This is a genomic window from Carbonatibacter coralli (assembly GCF_039592655.1).
GTDB lineage: Bacteria > Pseudomonadota > Alphaproteobacteria > Kiloniellales > Kiloniellaceae > Carbonatibacter > Carbonatibacter coralli.
Genome location: NZ_JBBUTJ010000007.1, coordinates 1 through 15063, shown reverse-complemented (window position 1 = coordinate 15063; position 15063 = coordinate 1). Strand labels below are relative to the sequence as shown.

The 15063-nt window shown below is 51.3% G+C and carries 13 protein-coding genes; 9 read left to right on the top strand and 4 right to left on the bottom strand.

Translation table 11 applies throughout. The features are described from left to right. The first annotated feature begins 2 nt into the window (after positions 1-2). The 3 genes from AAAH10_RS14035 to AAAH10_RS14025 all read left to right on the top strand — a co-directional run bounded on the left by AAAH10_RS14035 (position 3) and on the right by AAAH10_RS14025 (position 3926). Positions 3-2210: a xanthine dehydrogenase family protein molybdopterin-binding subunit gene (locus tag AAAH10_RS14035; protein WP_343564665.1), complete on the top strand. Its 2208-nt coding sequence runs from the start codon at positions 3-5 to the stop codon at positions 2208-2210. 122 nt (positions 2211-2332) lie between these two features. Then, positions 2333-3325, top strand: a complete 993-nt coding sequence (locus AAAH10_RS14030) for an XdhC family protein (RefSeq protein ID WP_343564663.1) — start codon at positions 2333-2335, stop codon at positions 3323-3325. Between the two features lie 7 nt (positions 3326-3332). After that, a complete protein-coding gene (locus AAAH10_RS14025) occupies positions 3333-3926 on the top strand; it encodes a nucleotidyltransferase family protein (protein WP_343564660.1) in 594 nt (197 codons plus the stop codon). Positions 3927-3949: 23 nt separating this feature from the next. Here the strand turns inward: AAAH10_RS14025 and AAAH10_RS14020 are convergent, their stop codons facing one another. Beyond that, a complete protein-coding gene (locus tag AAAH10_RS14020; protein ID WP_343564658.1) occupies positions 3950-4375 on the bottom strand; it encodes a MarR family winged helix-turn-helix transcriptional regulator in 426 nt (141 codons plus the stop codon). A 77-nt stretch (positions 4376-4452) separates the two neighbouring features. Here AAAH10_RS14020 and AAAH10_RS14015 point away from each other — a divergent pair, with 77 nt between their 5' ends. Both AAAH10_RS14015 and AAAH10_RS14010 read left to right on the top strand, forming a co-directional pair. Further along, the gene (locus AAAH10_RS14015) at positions 4453-4833 is read left to right on the top strand and encodes an antibiotic biosynthesis monooxygenase family protein (protein ID WP_343564656.1); all 381 of its coding nucleotides are present in this window, start codon (positions 4453-4455) and stop codon (positions 4831-4833) included. A gap of 2 nt (positions 4834-4835) precedes the next feature. Further along, a complete protein-coding gene (locus tag AAAH10_RS14010) occupies positions 4836-5372 on the top strand; it encodes a cytochrome b (protein ID WP_343564654.1) in 537 nt (178 codons plus the stop codon). Positions 5373-5547: 175 nt separating this feature from the next. Here AAAH10_RS14010 and AAAH10_RS14005 read toward each other — a convergent pair whose 3' ends face one another. Together AAAH10_RS14005 and AAAH10_RS14000 are read right to left on the bottom strand one after the other, a co-directional pair. Continuing rightward, a complete protein-coding gene (locus AAAH10_RS14005) occupies positions 5548-7668 on the bottom strand; it encodes an O-antigen ligase family protein (RefSeq protein WP_343564652.1) in 2121 nt (706 codons plus the stop codon). Positions 7669-8305: 637 nt separating this feature from the next. Beyond that, positions 8306-8614: a hypothetical protein gene (locus tag AAAH10_RS14000; protein WP_343564650.1), complete on the bottom strand. Its 309-nt coding sequence runs from the start codon at positions 8612-8614 to the stop codon at positions 8306-8308. A 358-nt stretch (positions 8615-8972) separates the two neighbouring features. Here AAAH10_RS14000 and AAAH10_RS13995 point away from each other — a divergent pair, with 358 nt between their 5' ends. The 3 genes from AAAH10_RS13995 (at position 8973) to AAAH10_RS13985 (ending at position 12727) form a co-directional block, all read left to right on the top strand. Beyond that, positions 8973-11486 (top strand): putative bifunctional diguanylate cyclase/phosphodiesterase, encoded by a 2514-nt coding sequence (locus AAAH10_RS13995; protein WP_343564648.1) that lies wholly within the window; start codon positions 8973-8975, stop codon positions 11484-11486. 389 nt (positions 11487-11875) lie between these two features. Then, on the top strand, positions 11876-12133 hold the full coding sequence (locus AAAH10_RS13990; RefSeq protein ID WP_343564646.1) for a YjhX family toxin: 258 nt from the start codon (positions 11876-11878) through the stop codon (positions 12131-12133). A 72-nt stretch (positions 12134-12205) separates the two neighbouring features. Then, a complete protein-coding gene (locus tag AAAH10_RS13985; protein WP_343564644.1) occupies positions 12206-12727 on the top strand; it encodes a GNAT family N-acetyltransferase in 522 nt (173 codons plus the stop codon). A gap of 267 nt (positions 12728-12994) precedes the next feature. Here AAAH10_RS13985 and AAAH10_RS13980 read toward each other — a convergent pair whose 3' ends face one another. Then, positions 12995-13279: a hypothetical protein gene (locus AAAH10_RS13980; RefSeq protein ID WP_343564642.1), complete on the bottom strand. Its 285-nt coding sequence runs from the start codon at positions 13277-13279 to the stop codon at positions 12995-12997. A 647-nt stretch (positions 13280-13926) separates the two neighbouring features. On the opposite strand from AAAH10_RS13980, the gene AAAH10_RS13975 reads away from it, so the two are divergent. Beyond that, entirely contained in the window at positions 13927-15018 is a 1092-nt protein-coding gene (locus tag AAAH10_RS13975) for a putative sugar O-methyltransferase (RefSeq protein ID WP_343564640.1), read from the top strand. Positions 15019-15063 lie beyond the last annotated feature (45 nt).

The window sequence follows — 15063 nt, the reverse complement described above, 5'->3', positions numbered from 1 at the left end:
TCATGTTCAAATATCTCGACCCGACACAACCACAGGTCAAAGCCGCAGCAGAACAGATCAAGCCAACCCGCCGCCAGTTTCTGCTTTCTCTGGCTGCCGGTGCCCTGACAGTCTCTGTCGCACCTGTGCTTGCGAACAAAAAAGCCGTTGCCGCAGCAGAGCAATATGCACAGGACTTCCTGAGCATTGATGCAGACGGCACCATCACTGTGATTGCCAAACACTTCGAAATGGGACAGGGCACCACAACCGGTCTGTCCACGATCGTCGCCGAGGAGCTGGGTGCCGACTGGAGCAAGGTTTTCGTCAAGTGGGCGCCTGCAGATGCAACCCGCTACAACAATCTGCTCTGGGGACCGATGCAGGGAACAGGCGGAAGCACAGCCACAGCCAATTCCTACATGCAGCTTCGTCAGGCTGGTGCAGTTGCACGCGAAGCCCTGCTGCAGGCAGCAGCAAAGCGCTGGTCGGTTCCCGTCTCCGAACTTGCCGTTTCCAATTCGGTCGTCTCCCATGCAGGCAGCGGAAAATCCGCGACCTTTGGCGAACTGACCGCTGAAGCCGCCCGGGTCGAAATCACAGGCGAGCCACAGCTGAAAGACAGCAAGGACTTCGCTCTCTTTGGCCGCCACATCCCGCGCAAGGACAGCCCGGCCAAGACAGACGGCACAGCGATCTTTGCCATGGATGTACGGCTGCCGGGAATGGTCACAGCCGTTCTGGCACGCAGTCCGCGCTTTGGCGGCAAGCTGAAGAGCTTTGATGCAACAGCCGCTCTGGCTGTTCCGGGCGTTCTGAAGGTTCTGGAAACATCCCGTGGTGTGGCCGTTCTCGCACGGGACACCTGGGCTGCGAAAGAAGGCCGCGACCTGCTGGACATCGAATGGGATGACACAGCAGCAGAAAAACGCTCCAGCTCACAGATCTTCGAAGACTATGCAAAGCTGGCAGAGACACCCGGCGCACCTTACAAAAAAGAAGGCGATGCCGAAGCCATTCTCGCTGCAGGCGATGCAGATTTCGAGGCCACCTTCCAGTTCCCCTATCTGGCCCATGCGCCCATGGAGCCCCTCAACGCTGTTGCACATATTCACGACGGCATGTGCGAGGTCTGGGCGGGTTCCCAGTTCCCGACCATTGAGCAATCCACAGCCGCAGCCATCACAGGCCTGAAGCCGGAGAATGTTCATATCCACACGGTCTATGCCGGGGGCAGCTTCGGCCGTCGCGCAACACCGGATGCCGACTATATTGCCGAAGCTGTCGAGATCGCACACAGACTGGGCGATGGCACTCCTGTACATCTGGTCTGGACGCGCGAGGACGACATCCAGGGCGGACGTTACCGTCCCCTGAACCTGCACAGGGTCAAGGCCAGACTGGGCGACAACGGCCTGCCGGAAGCCTGGCATCACCGCATTGTCGGGCAGTCCATCCTGACAGGCACTCCCTTCGAGCCTTTCCTTGTAAAGGACGGCATTGACCTGACCTCCGTCGAGGGGTTGTCCGACTCACCCTATCCTGTTGCGAACATCACCGGCGAACTGCACAGCCCGGCTTCCGTTGTTCCTGCTCTGTGGTGGCGCTCTGTTGGGCACACACATACAGCCTTTGCAGCAGAAGTGACAATCGATGCACTGGCCCGCAAGGCTGGTCGGGATGCACTTGATTACCGTATTGAACTGCTCAAGGACCACAAGCGTCACAGCGACGTCCTGCAAAAGCTCAGGGAATCCTCCCGCTGGGGTCAGCCTCTGGGCAAGAACCAGGGGCGTGGTGTTGCCGTCCATGAGTCCTTTGGTTCTGTTGTCGGACACGTGGTTGATATCACCCTTGATGAAGATGGCGGTTTGAGCGTGGATCACATCACCTCTGCCGTGGACTGTGGTCTTGCAATCAACCCGGATGTCATCCGTGCACAGGTTGAAAGTGCGATTGTCTATGGTCTCGGTGCCATGATGCAGCTGGCTGTCACACTTGATGAAGGTTATCCGCAGGAAGACAATTTCCCCACGTACGATCCCCTTCGCATGCCGCAGATGCCTGCCGTCGAGGTTCATATCGTGGACAGTTCCCTCGATACCCCGACAGGTATTGGTGAGCCGGGTCTGCCACCGATTGCACCGGCTGTGATCAATGCGATTGCCAGCATCACGGGAGAGTACAAAACCCGTATGCCTCTGTCAGAGGAAGGGTTCTATTTCGCCTGATCATCCGGCGGATCAATCCCTTCTTTCCGAGCCGGCCCCGTTTGCTCTCCAATTCCGGGGCCGGACATCGGGAAAAGCCTTTGCCTTTACCCGGCAGAATGCACAAAGACAGGAAAAGCGTTATGTCATCAGCCACCACCACCTGCTTTACAGATCATCTGGCCAGTCTGATCCGGACGGTCCGTGGTCGGGGCCTTGCCCCTCTGGTTGTCTCCACCTCTGTTGGTCTGGTTGGAAACTCTCCGCGACCGGTCGGCTCGCAGATCGTCAGTCGCTCATCAGATCACACAGCCGGCATGATCAGTGGTGGCTGTGTGGATCCGGCCATTGCACTGGACGGGCTGCAGCTGCTGGAAACCCGGGAGAGCGGCAGCAGACTTCAGACCTATGGTGAAGGCAGCCACTACATTGACCTGCGCCTGCCTTGCGGCAGCAGTATTCTTGTGCTGCACGATCCTGTCTGGCCCGAAGAAATCCTGTTGAAAATTCTGGAAGCTTCAGCAAGACGTCAGGCCATTACCCTGCATTATGACCACAAAAGCCGGCAAAAGCGGATCGAACCTGCTCCGGAATCAGGACAGACCGATCACTTTGAAGCACACTGGAAAAACGGTGAGATCGCCGCAGAAAACTTTCTGGGATACAGCAAGACACTGGTCCCGCAAACGCGTCTGGTCCTGGCCGGAGAAAACAACGCAATTTCCCCCTATCTGGAACTCTTTGCCCGCAGCCACGGTTTTGAGACCCTGTTGAGTGATCGCATCTCGGCTGTTTCAGGACTGGACCGCTGGACCGCCTACGTCACCCTCCTCCATGATCATGAACAGGAGATACCGCTGCTGCAAAAGGCACTGGGCAGTCCGGCCTTTTACATTGGCGCTCTGGGGTCCAGAAAGACTCATTCCAACCGTATCAGGCTCTTCAAGGCTCTCGGCATGAATGATCAGACCATCGAGCGGATCGAAGGCCCCATCGGTCTGGACATTGGCGCTTCCACCCCTGCAGAGATTGCGACCTCGATCATGGGTTCCATTATTTCCTGCTTCAGGCAACCCCATCTTTCGCGTATGACTCTTCAGGCAAGACGCAGGGAAAACAGCCCGACAACAGGTTAGGACTACCATGCAACCGCAGGTCACGGCCATCATTCTGGCAGCCGGAGCCAGTCGCAGACTGGGCCAGCCCAAACAACTGGTTCAACTGGATGGCAAACCCCTGATCCTGCGGCTCTGTGAACAGATCCTCCCCCTGACCGCCTCTGTGAAGGTTGTCACAGGTGCAATCCACCAGGAGATCACGGAACTCCTTTGTCATCTTCCTGTCGGGATCACACACTGCCCGGACTGGAACGAAGGCATGAGCGCCAGCCTCAAGGCAGGCCTGGACGTCTTGCCCGAAGCGACTACGCACATCCTGCTCTGTCTCAGTGATCAACCTCTGATCCCGGCCTCTCATTACGAGGAACTGGTGCGACGACAAGGCCTGCATCCCCAAAAGGTTGTCGCCACAGCACACAGCACGATCACTGCCGGAGTGCCCGCTCTCTTCCCTCTGCGCTACAGATCACAACTCCAGCAGATCAAAGGCGACAAGGGCGCACGTGTTTTGCTGAAGCAGCTATCCGCTGAAGAACTGGTGACCGTACCCTGTGAGGAAGCAGCATTCGATGTGGACAGGAACGAACATCTGGCCCGCCTGCATCCGGACCGCCTGTAAGCTCTACCATCCGGTTCCTGTGTCTATCGCATGCCTACAATGATCCTGCGCATCAGATCAAGGAACAGTTCCTGTTCCTCCTGCTTCAGTCCGGAAAGCGCAGCAGTGTTGACCTGAAAGGCTGCCTGATAGGCCTCCTCCCTGATCGCCGCTGCCTTGTCCGTCAGCCAGATCTGCTGCGCCCTGGCGTCCAGCGGATGCTTGGTCCTGATGATCAAACCATCTCTCTGCATTCGGGTCAGAGTATTGGCCAGTGTTGCCTGCTCGATATCAAGCTTTTCCAGAAGTTGCCGCTGGGTCACCCCGTCTTCCTCCCACAACTCGAGAAGGATCGGGAACTGACCGGTCACAATACCCAGTGGCTGGATACGCTGCTGCAACGCACTGGCAAAGAGTCGTGCCAGATGGTTGATGAGGAAACCTGCAGATTGTTCTTTCAAAAAAGTCATGATTATTTTCTAACTTTACATAGCAAGCTATTCAATGATATATAGCATGCTATGTAAAATATTTCAGGAGACCGGAAATGAAGAAAATGATCCTGGCAATTGCCGCAATGCTGCCGTTAACCCTCAATCCTGCTCACGCTTCTGAGGACAGCTCCGGCGCTGTCACTCTTATCAACGCCTTCAGCGTTCCCGAAGGCAAGGAGCAGGAGGCCATCCGGTTCTGGGAAAAAGCGGCAGCCTTTATGCGGACACAACCGGGCTATATCTCCACTGCCCTGCACAAATCCATTGCACCGGATGCGCAGTTCGAACTGATCAACATCGCAAGGTGGGAAAGCATCGAGGCTTTCAGGGAAGCCAGTCATGCCCTGCGCACCCAAAGCGGGATCAAGCCTCTTGAAGGACTGGTTGCAAACCCCGCTCTCTATACGGTTATCAGGACAGACCGGGGAGACTGACAATGCCCGCAAAAAGCAACAGGTCACAGTATGGCAATGTCGCGGTTGCTATCCACTGGCTCAGCGCCTTTCTGATCATCGCCCTGCTGGGCTCCGGATTCAGAGCAGATGGCACAATTGATCCCGGGATCAAAACGCTGATTCTCCGCTTTCATGTTTTGGCAGGAGTTGCCCTTTTGCTGCTGACACTGGCCCGGATCTTCTGGTGGTGCTTTGTCGACAGGAAACCTGACTCTGTCCCAGGTGCCTCGAAACTCCAGAGCTTCAGTGCCAGTCTTGTGCACCTTCTCTTCTATCCTGTGATCCTCGGCATGATTGCAAGCGGGATTGGCATGCTCATTCTTTCAGGCGCCGGAAGCATCATTTTTGCAGGCGCTCCCGGACAGCTGCCCGATTTTCAGAACTATCTGCCAAGGATTCCACACGGTATTGGCGCACGCGCCTTCATGGTTTTAATCCTGCTCCATGCCGGTGCAGCCCTTTATCACCAGTTCCTCAAAAGAGATGGCACCCTGAAACGCATGTGGTTCACAAAATAGCAACGCAGTTTCAGGCCCCGAACACCCTGAATTGTTCGGGGCCCGAAACTTCTGCTCATGAAAAATCAGCCTGTAAATGAATATGACCGGGAGCCATACTTCTGATCAACAGACACGCGTTCTTGCGCGCTATTCCTTATCCGGATCAGAAACAGTCAATGTTTCAAAAAGGTTCTCACAGTGTCTGAGACCCTCTTCCTGTTTTACGAAACACGCCTGCAGACGCGCTCAGCAGTCCCAGCACAAACCAGAAGATACGCTGATAGGCCATTTCGTGAACCATTGAAAAGGCTCCGAAAATCACGAGACAGAAAAACAGGGCCTGAACGGTCGGTTCTTTCAGACTCATTTTCTGCCTGAAAAACTGTACCAGCAAAAGAAACAGGGGCGCAAAAAAGAGCACAAAACCCAACAGGCCAAACTCTGCCAGCACCCACAGGAAGGTATTGTGAATCACCATTAAAGCCTGACGGTCACCGACAGGAAGCTGCATATTGCGTCCCAATCCGGCCCCCCATAGCGGATTTTCTGTAAAGAGCTGCCAGCCTTGCCGAAATGTTGCCAGCCGTTCATGATCACTTGACTGTGGTCGGCTCCCCTCCAAACCAGCAACAATCCCCTGTTTTTGTATCGACAAGGTTTCAAACAGCTCTGACAGAGCACCGATCATCTGCAACTGGGCAAGCAGCCAATGAGTCAGGTGATAAAGAACCAGAGCTGCCAAAAAGGAAACCAGAACAACCCTGAATTTCCTGAAATCAAGCAACAGCAGCACGACAAAGCAGATGACCAGACTCAACTGCGCTGTTCTGGAAGACGTCGCATAGGCACCCAGCAAGGCCAGTCCCACAAAGGGATTGAACCTCACATCGCTGTTCACTCCAATCCAGGAAAAGCTCACAATCAGCAGGAAGAACCCCCAGGCATTCCGGTTCAGCAAAAAGCCGGAGTACTGGTGATACTCCCACTCCAGCAGCTTCATAAAATCAGGCGGTGCCACAAAGCGCGTTACAAACTCCAGCAATACAACAATGGCTGAGACAAACAACAGAACATCCAGCATCTTGCGAATAGTCCAGCTGCCGTTCATCTGCACCAGAAAGGCTCCGGACAGGAACACACACAATAGAACACCAAAGCCAATCAGCCTGTTGAAAAGCGCCCACTCGATCAGCCCGTAGCGCCAGTAACCAATAACAAAGGCGATCAGGATACTCCCGCCAGTCAGCAACAATGACAGCGAAAAACCGCGAAAAACCCAGTTGGCAGGAACCAACAGGTTCTTGTGGGCAAAGAGCAGGACAGACAACCCGACAACAATCGCAAGAGGGTCAGCCAAATTCAGGGAAATCGCAACATCGGCAGAATGAACCCGAAACTGAAAGGCCAGCAGGATCCCGACCACAAGGGGCGCCATCCAGGACAAAGTGGCCAGACTGAACAGACTCGCACGTGAAGCAGCTGTCTGTGGTACAGGAATGCCCTCAGGACCTTCGCCATATTCTGCCTTAGCAGTAAAGTGCCCCCACCCGATCCACAGAACATGGATGGCAAGCGCTGCCATCGCTGTAATCCCGACACCCAGACCAACAGCAACGCCCCTCACAACATCAAACCCTGCCTGTGAAAAGGCAAAGGCCGCACTGGCTTCACGTACCCCCCAGCCCCCCGGAACAACAGGAAGAGAGGCAGATGTCATGGTAAAAAGCGACGCCAGAAGCGTCTTGCTGTCCAGCAAAAGTCCGTAACTTTCAGAAACAAGCAGCAGATAACAGAACAGGGTCAGTAAATGCATGACCAGTGTCACAGCCAGTGACATCCCCAGCGCTCTGAGCGTCGAACGCGCCGCAAGCGCTACAACCAGTCGCCGTGCCCGGCTGTGCAGCCGGAAAAGAAAAACAAGCAGAAGAAGGACAACAATCACAGGAAAGTAGACCAGAACAGCCAGATTGTCCTGAAGCAGGCTTTGGACATTTCCTGTGATCCACAGAGTCAGGAGCACCGTCAGAATGATCAGTATGCCAATGCCGCAGGCCCGCTCAACGGATGTGACAAGCACCGAAACAGACCGACTGCCGGAAGATGTCCCCGTCAGGGCAGCGCGTGCAAAAACCTGCCCAAAAAAGTTAAAGAAAACCTGACTGACAACAATGGATTTGATGTTGATTCTGTGCGCCTCTTTCAGGGTCAATTCCGAAACAAAATCCCTCATGATAATCCAGTATCTCAGGCTGCTGAGAAGCTGCATCATAAACATCAGGGCGACGACAAGAATTGTCTTGAAAATCAAATCCATTTTACATCAGTACAAAAGCGGAAAAACTGCTGAGCAAAACGTCTGGAAAGCTTAATCATTTCAATATTTCCAAGCATTTCCGCATACTTTTGCAATTTCGGAAAAACTATTCAAAAACATTCCATTATGTATGTATAACCATGTTGAGAACAAAAGCTCCGAAGACTGGCAGCAAAAAGCCTCCTCAAAACCTCTCACGTCTTCAGATAAACCGAGCTGCCCCAAACGATCTCTTGCCCGAGCAATATTCTCCTCTGTGTTGAGTGTCAAAAATCTGGAAACAGAGGAAGTCACAGCCAATCATTTTCTTCCTGTTCTCCTGTTTTTATCAACAAGGTCAAAGCCCTGCCCTTCCTATATCTTCATAGAGAAATTCCTAGAAGAAAAGGCGGGCATATTTATATAGAACGTCTGAAAAACGCGTTTATTTCAAAAGCTTAAAAATATAAAAAAACACTTTACTTCAATCCCTTAGCGACCAATCATAACGCTGTCAAAGTGGTCCATTCAGGGACCTGGACGCTCCTTTGACAGGAGACCGGGAGAAGGCTCCCACTCTATCAACCTGCTCCCGGTTTCCACAGGTGAGTCTCTCGTCTTCAACCCTCTCTTGGCCGCTCTGAAAACAGGGCCGCGTTCATCCGGATTTGAACTTGCGATCAAAGTCTTCCAGCGGTTCTTCAAGTTTCTCGTAATAGATCCTTCGAAACAGGGACTGCGCTTCTTCAACAAAGTGCATACTCACAGCACAGAACAGCTCTTCCCCGGCCTGCTGATCAGCAATTTTGCGCACCTGCCGGTTGATCCGGGAAATGGAGCGTCGGTTTTTTTCATCATGTTCCAGAGCCCCCTCAAGGAAACGGCCCGCCTTCATCGTCCGGTTGAAAAGATGTCTTTGCTTTCTGAGCTTTCTCCTTGCCCGGAATCGTCTCAGCAACGCCAGCATCAGCCCCCCCCTATCAAAATCCTGAAATCCCGATAAATCTACGTATTCATAACAAAATTATTTCATGCTTACTGAGACAACAGCCCTTTTCAAGGATGCCAGAGGATCATCAAGCCTCTTTTTCAATCGTGGGCCTCAACGACAGGCAAGCGGGATTCAGATAATAACAACAGCAGGATAACAGAAATAAAGAATCTCGGATCAACCCCAGGAACGTGACTTCCCTGCCCTCCTCAATAAATTGATCATTCGCACATATAGAGATTTCATAATATTTTTACAAATAACACCTAAGCTCGTGTGAATCAGTGCATAAAAACAAGACAGGTCGAGTAGTTTTATGTGAGGGATTTCTTTCATGAACGGTTCTTTTATTCAAAAGAATTCCGGTTTTTTCAAGAAACACAATCAAAGACTTGGTCTCAAGATCGCCTTGATATTTTTTGCGCTTTGTCTGAGCGTTGGTGGTCTTGTCTGCTGGTATATGGGGCAAAGCCTGACCAGAATGACACTTCAGGAACAACAGGCAAAACTTCAGATAAAAGCAGAACTGGCATCCTATGCCGCATCAGTTGCCCTGTGGAATTATGACAAAGCATCCGTTCAATCACTGGTCACTGCCCTGACTGCAGATCCTGCAATACAATCTGCCACAATCCTCAACGAAAAAAACGAGCCTGTTGCCTGGGGAACAGCACAAGCAACACCTCTCCACGAACAATCCTTTTTTGACGCGATCATCAGAAGGACCATTGTCTCTCTGGTTTATGAAAATCTGGCCCCGATCTCTCTGGATCTGTTTTACAAAGTCTCCGAAGGGAAGGACTTTTCAGGAGAACCCGTCGGAACACTTGTGATCAACGGGTCTGTTGACTACCAGATAAAAGACAGCTCCGTCCTTGTTGCCTCCCTGACACAGTCAATCTTTACGATCAGTGCGATCATCTTTTTCACAAGCCTTCTGGTAACGCACCTCTTTGTCACCAGCCCCCTGTCACAGATCAGCAGGAACATTGATACCCTCGATCCCGACAATCCCCTGCAGTTCAAACCTGTCAGGACAAGCCGTCTGAACAGCAAGGACGAGATCGCACACATCACTGAAACGCTTGAGATGTTTGTTCAGCGACTGATCAGCAGCAACAGGGAAATCCGCTCCTCCGAACAGCGTTTCAAGGCTCTGCTGGAAAACTCGCTCCAGGGCTTTGTGGTCACGGATGAAGACAACACAATCCTCTATTCCAATACGGCAGCCGCAAAGATTTTCGGATTTGAGACTGCGGAGGACTTCATCAAAACCAGGGACTATTCAAAGACCTTTGCTGATCAGGCCAATCTCGTCGCCCAAAGCAAAATTCCCACAGAAGGTTTCGTGCACTTCGCAGCAGAAAAACGCTTGCGCCGGGATGGAGAAACCATTTTCCTGGACAACAACATTCACACCATTGAATGGCATGGTTCCCTGAAAAAGCAGGCCGTTCTCATTGATGTAACCTGTCAGGTCCAGGCTGAGAGGGAACTCAGGTCTCTAGCAACACGTGACAGTCTGACAGGCTTGCCCAACAGAACGCTTGTTCTCGAGCACCTTGAACACAAGGCCAGAACCTCCGATCAGGATCAGTTCTATATTCTCTATTTTGATATTTCCTCCTTCCACAAAATCAATGAACTTCTCAGTCGGGAAGCGGGCGATCAAATCCTGATCGAAATCAGTCAGAGATTGCAGGAATCACTCGGATCTGCCTGGACAATCGGCCATTTGGGAAGCGGGCATTTCATTCTTCTGTCTCCTCCGGATCTGTCCCATCAGCAACTGAGCCATCTGCGCAAGGAAATCCTCAAAGTTCTCAGGTTCAGACACAGGGACACACATCTTTGCAACTCCGAAGATGAAACAGCCTACCCCCTCGATCTTCAAGCCACCTTCTCGGCCTGTGTCTATCCCAGAGACGGACAGGATTCAGAAACCCTCCTCAACAAATGCGAACAGCTCAACAAATACGCCAAGCAGGAAAACCTGCCGGGCATAGAGGTCTTCGACCCAGAACTGGACCAAAAGCTTTTCGAAAACATTCAAATGGAGAAAAGGATCGTATCCGGGATTGAGAACAACGAGTTCTTCCTGCTCTATCAACCCAAACTGGATGCGCGCACAGAACGACCTGTCGGCTGCGAGGCACTGGTTCGGTGGCAAACCCGGCAAGGTCCGATTTTTCCGGATCGCTTCATTCCCATAGCAGAAGAGAGCAAGCAGATTGTGCCTCTTGGACGAAAGATCATGCATCTGGCCGGGCAACAGCTTGCGACCTGGAGGAAAAACCACCTCAATGCAGGGCACATTGCCATCAATGTTTCTGCCATTCAGTTGCTGCACAGTGATCTCTATGCCGACTATCTGTCTGTCGTCGAGCGCTATGGTCTCAGCCCCAGTGACCTGCAGATAGAAATCACGGAAAGCACGACCATGCAACAGCTTGAACTCATCATTCCCAAGCTTGTCCAGCTCAGGGAACTGGGTGCAGCAATTGCGATTGATGATTTCGGGACCGGTTATTCCTCTCTGAGCTACCTCAAGGATTTGCCTGTCACTCACCTCAAGCTGGACCGGTCCTTCGTCAAGGACCTGCCGGAAAGCGGAGCCCTGGCCATCGCCAAGGCCATTTCCGGGTTGGGCCATGCCCTCAATCTGACGATTATTGCAGAAGGTGTAGAAACCAGCGAGCAGGCCAGTTACCTCAAATCGCTGGAATACGATCAGTTCCAGGGATATCTCTACGCCAAACCCCTGTCCCCTGAAGATTACGAAAGTTTTCTGAACTCCACGGATGAAAACGACAACCCGACGAAACTCGCCTGGCGACCTGCCTTTTGAGAACGTCCCGCAGGAAAGCACAACAATCTTTTGTCTGACAGGCCGGTCCCTGATTTCAAAAACAGACAAAAGAAAAGCCTCTTAAAACTGCTATGCTGGGCGCAGGCACCCGGACCTCAATTGAATGGGAATTGAGGGAAAGGACAACCCTGCCAGATAAACGCAATCGGAAGGAAGCTTCACAGCCTGGCTTGTCATGGCTCCCTCACCGTGATAGGTTGCGGCGCACTTGAAACAGACGTTCTCATTCAATGGAGATTTTTTGCAAGAGTCCCGGCCAATCGCACGTTCCTGATCCAGACCGGATAGCGGGAACACCTGAACCCAAAGACCCTCACGCGTAGAGCTGAGTGGTCTGGTTTTGCGATTCCTGAAGACGAGACTCTCCATTGAACATATCAAAGCATGAACAGCGCGTTCTGCACGAACTCGCTCTTGGTGGCGAAATTCGCTATCTCCGCAACGAAAACAGCAAAATCCGTGAAGTCACTTGCCACACACGGGATGGCCATGTGCTGTCTGATTGTACGCTCGCTGTTTTCAAAAGCCTGAAAAGCAAGAAATTTGTCAGCTCGAAAAAGGGTCAACCCTATCGCATCACGCGACTGGGGGTCCGTTCTGTGCGCTCACAAATGAACCAAAGATAATCCAACCCTGAACCAGCCCGGACCGACAGTCCTGCATCCCGGTCAAAGAGCTATTCCAAAAGGAAAACAAACATGACGAGCAAAGAACAACGCATCCGAAATCTCCATCTCGAAGCATTCGGTGATACTGAAGGCCCAATCGTCTCAGAGTTGGCTGGTGCGTTTTTGTCCCTCCCCGACAGCATTTCAATCTGTGTTGAACGCGGTGACAAAGAGATCGGCAACATAATCTTCACGCCCTTTCACCTGATCGATCATCCCGACAAGGTCTGCTTTCTGCTCGCTCCACTGGGTGTCCTGCCCGAATTCCAGCGGCAGGGTGTGGGAGCAGAGTTGATTGCAAAAGGCATCGCACACCTGAAATCACTGGATGCAGATGCCATCTTTGTTCTGGGTCACCCCCGATACTACGCGTTGAGAGGCTTTGAACCAGCCCGGGTTCTTTCGCCGTATCACGAGGTCATGACACATCACGAAGCATGGAAAATGCTGGAAATCAAACCCGGCTCAATGTCTGGAGCGGGCGGCACATCAATGGCTGCCAAACCCATTATGAAGCGGGAGTTCTGGGACACCTCCGGCAGACCGTCCTGAAAAACACGAGGGGGAGCCCGGCTCCCCGTCATCTCTTCTGAAGCAATGCAACAGGATTTTGCACGAGCTTTCTGATCATCATCTCAGCCACAGGGCAGACGCTGCTGCAGAGTACCCGAAGACAAAATAAATACCATTCGGGAACTCTGGAACTGCATTCCCTTTTCCTCTTTCCGGAGGCAGTCATGATACGGATCACAGGACGATTTGAATGCACAAAGCCGCAGAAAGGCTCGCCCTCTTTTTCCGGGAAAGCCGTGAATGACCTCACTCTTCTTCCGGAACAAAGAAAAGATCAAAATCAATCGGCGTACAGGGATCGTTTCCATAGAGTACCCGGAAAATGATATTTATCTCATGCAGATACAGTATCTCTTTCTGGTTTAACTGCCCCGTCTCCTTCCAGGATCGAAAAAGTCGCAAAACGTCTTTGAGGACGGGAACAATCTCCCGAAGAACCTCCAAATCATCCTCAAAGAACGTCATCAAGTAGCGCCCGGCCAGCACATTTTGATAAATCAGTATTCTCTGCTGTTGCTGAATCAGTTCCAATCGCATCTGTCACCTCAACACCCCATGGGCTGACAGATGAATCTACGTATAAAAAACAATATTATTTCATCTCTTTTGAGATCATGTCCCGTCCAAAAGACAGCCAGAAGAGTGCCCGGCCCCTGTCACAGCGACACTCAAGCCAAGGTAATGATGGAATATTGCTTCACAGAAATATCCTGTTTCAAGGAACAGAAAGCCCTGTTTTACACACAGCAGCCGATCTTTCAAACAGCACATTTCTCCTTCCTGAAATATTTACTCATTCAAAATTAAACGTTTGAAAAACAGCATTATTTCAGAACTCAAAAAATATAATTATCCTTCTTTACTTCACTGTTTTTACCCTCAATGATCTTCCAGTCAGAAGGGTCAAACAGCCCACTCATTGACCTTTCTCAAAACAGGAAACCGGAGGATATCGCCGCCTCCGACCATCCTCCGGTTTCCACAATCAGCCCCCTCATCATCTTGAACAGAGGTGGTCCAGAACAAATCCTTTATCCCTTCACAAATGATGCAAAGTTGCCATCAAAACCCAAAAGGGGTAGGGTTCAATCCAGATTAGAACAAGTGACTGTTTTTCAATAAAAATAAATACTCCTCAAGGACATCTCACGCCCCCAATACAGTCTGACGAGCAACTGTTGGCAAACCTGTTAAAGGACCACCAATTCGCTGAAGGTCCATACAAAATCACTCCCTACTGGCAAACCTACAACAACCGTATTGTCCGGGAGATCACCCGGAACGGAATTGGGAGTCTCCTAAGCAATTACAAGCTCTTGAAAGGTTTCGCAGAAGGTGGAAAACCCCGGGTGATTCCCCCTGAGAACGCTCTTAAAAGATTTATCTTTGAAACCTTCCCCAAACTGCCGGTTTTCAACAGAATTGTTGCCGAACATCAGCACCTGCTGGAAAAGTATTATGAGAACTACAGAAAGCTCAAAATAGAAAACGCGAAAACACGCTTGCAGTATCTGGAGAAACAGTTCGGAGAAATTCCCCTCAGTTTTGATCTGGATGCCGGCAATGCAGATGATGTTTTTGAATGGAACGACTTCAAAGTCATTGCAAAGATTGTCCCCTATCTGGAAAGAACCTGTTATTTCTACAGCACAACAGGAGAAGACAAACCAGAATCCTTGCTTGAAATTGGACCCGGACTTGGCCTTTCAACGCTGTGCCATGTTATCCTGAATGACAAGCTGAAACGGGTGACAAATATTGACATCCCTGCCACTCTCTACCTTGCAACACAGTTCCTGAGCACATTCGATGTGCTTGACGTTCAGAATTACACTGACTTCAAGCAAAATGGCGAAAGAGAAACCAGTAGCACCAAAGTTACATGTTGCTGCCTTCCGCCCTGGGCCATTGAGGACATTTCCCAAAAACACGACTGGTTACACAACGCCTACTCATTTCAGGAGATGGAACCCGATGTTGTCAGAAATTACCTGAGCATCTCCTCAAAACTGATTCAAAAAGGGTATTGGCTCATGTCCACAATTGGAGAGAATACAGTCAAGACAGGTGGACAAATCGACCTCGTTACCCTGAAATTGATCGAAAACCTTATCTCAAAAGAGTTCGAAAAGATAAATCTACCAGTTTCAAACCTTGTGGAAATGTCAGACAAAACCGAAGAGACACTTGACCTGCCCCCATGTGGTGATCCAACCTTTAAGTTAGATTTTGACACCATGAGCCGTCCAGCTGTGGCGGCTGGAGCGTAGCGTAAGCCAGAACAGCTGGACGGGGCAAGATTGTTGTTGGTGCAG

What these genes read in the sequence shown, in the direction of transcription:
- AAAH10_RS14035 (WP_343564665.1), top strand. Translation starts at nt 3, where the DNA reads ATGTTCAAATATCTCGACCCGACACAACCACAGGTCAAAGCCGCAGCA.
- AAAH10_RS14030 (WP_343564663.1), top strand. Translation starts at nt 2,333, where the DNA reads ATGTCATCAGCCACCACCACCTGCTTTACAGATCATCTGGCCAGTCTG.
- AAAH10_RS14025 (WP_343564660.1), top strand. Translation starts at nt 3,333, where the DNA reads ATGCAACCGCAGGTCACGGCCATCATTCTGGCAGCCGGAGCCAGTCGC.
- AAAH10_RS14020 (WP_343564658.1), bottom strand. Translation starts at nt 4,375, where the DNA reads ATGACTTTTTTGAAAGAACAATCTGCAGGTTTCCTCATCAACCATCTG.
- AAAH10_RS14015 (WP_343564656.1), top strand. Translation starts at nt 4,453, where the DNA reads ATGAAGAAAATGATCCTGGCAATTGCCGCAATGCTGCCGTTAACCCTC.
- AAAH10_RS14010 (WP_343564654.1), top strand. Translation starts at nt 4,836, where the DNA reads ATGCCCGCAAAAAGCAACAGGTCACAGTATGGCAATGTCGCGGTTGCT.
- AAAH10_RS14005 (WP_343564652.1), bottom strand. Translation starts at nt 7,668, where the DNA reads ATGGATTTGATTTTCAAGACAATTCTTGTCGTCGCCCTGATGTTTATG.
- AAAH10_RS14000 (WP_343564650.1), bottom strand. Translation starts at nt 8,614, where the DNA reads ATGCTGGCGTTGCTGAGACGATTCCGGGCAAGGAGAAAGCTCAGAAAG.
- AAAH10_RS13995 (WP_343564648.1), top strand. Translation starts at nt 8,973, where the DNA reads ATGAACGGTTCTTTTATTCAAAAGAATTCCGGTTTTTTCAAGAAACAC.
- AAAH10_RS13985 (WP_343564644.1), top strand. Translation starts at nt 12,206, where the DNA reads ATGACGAGCAAAGAACAACGCATCCGAAATCTCCATCTCGAAGCATTC.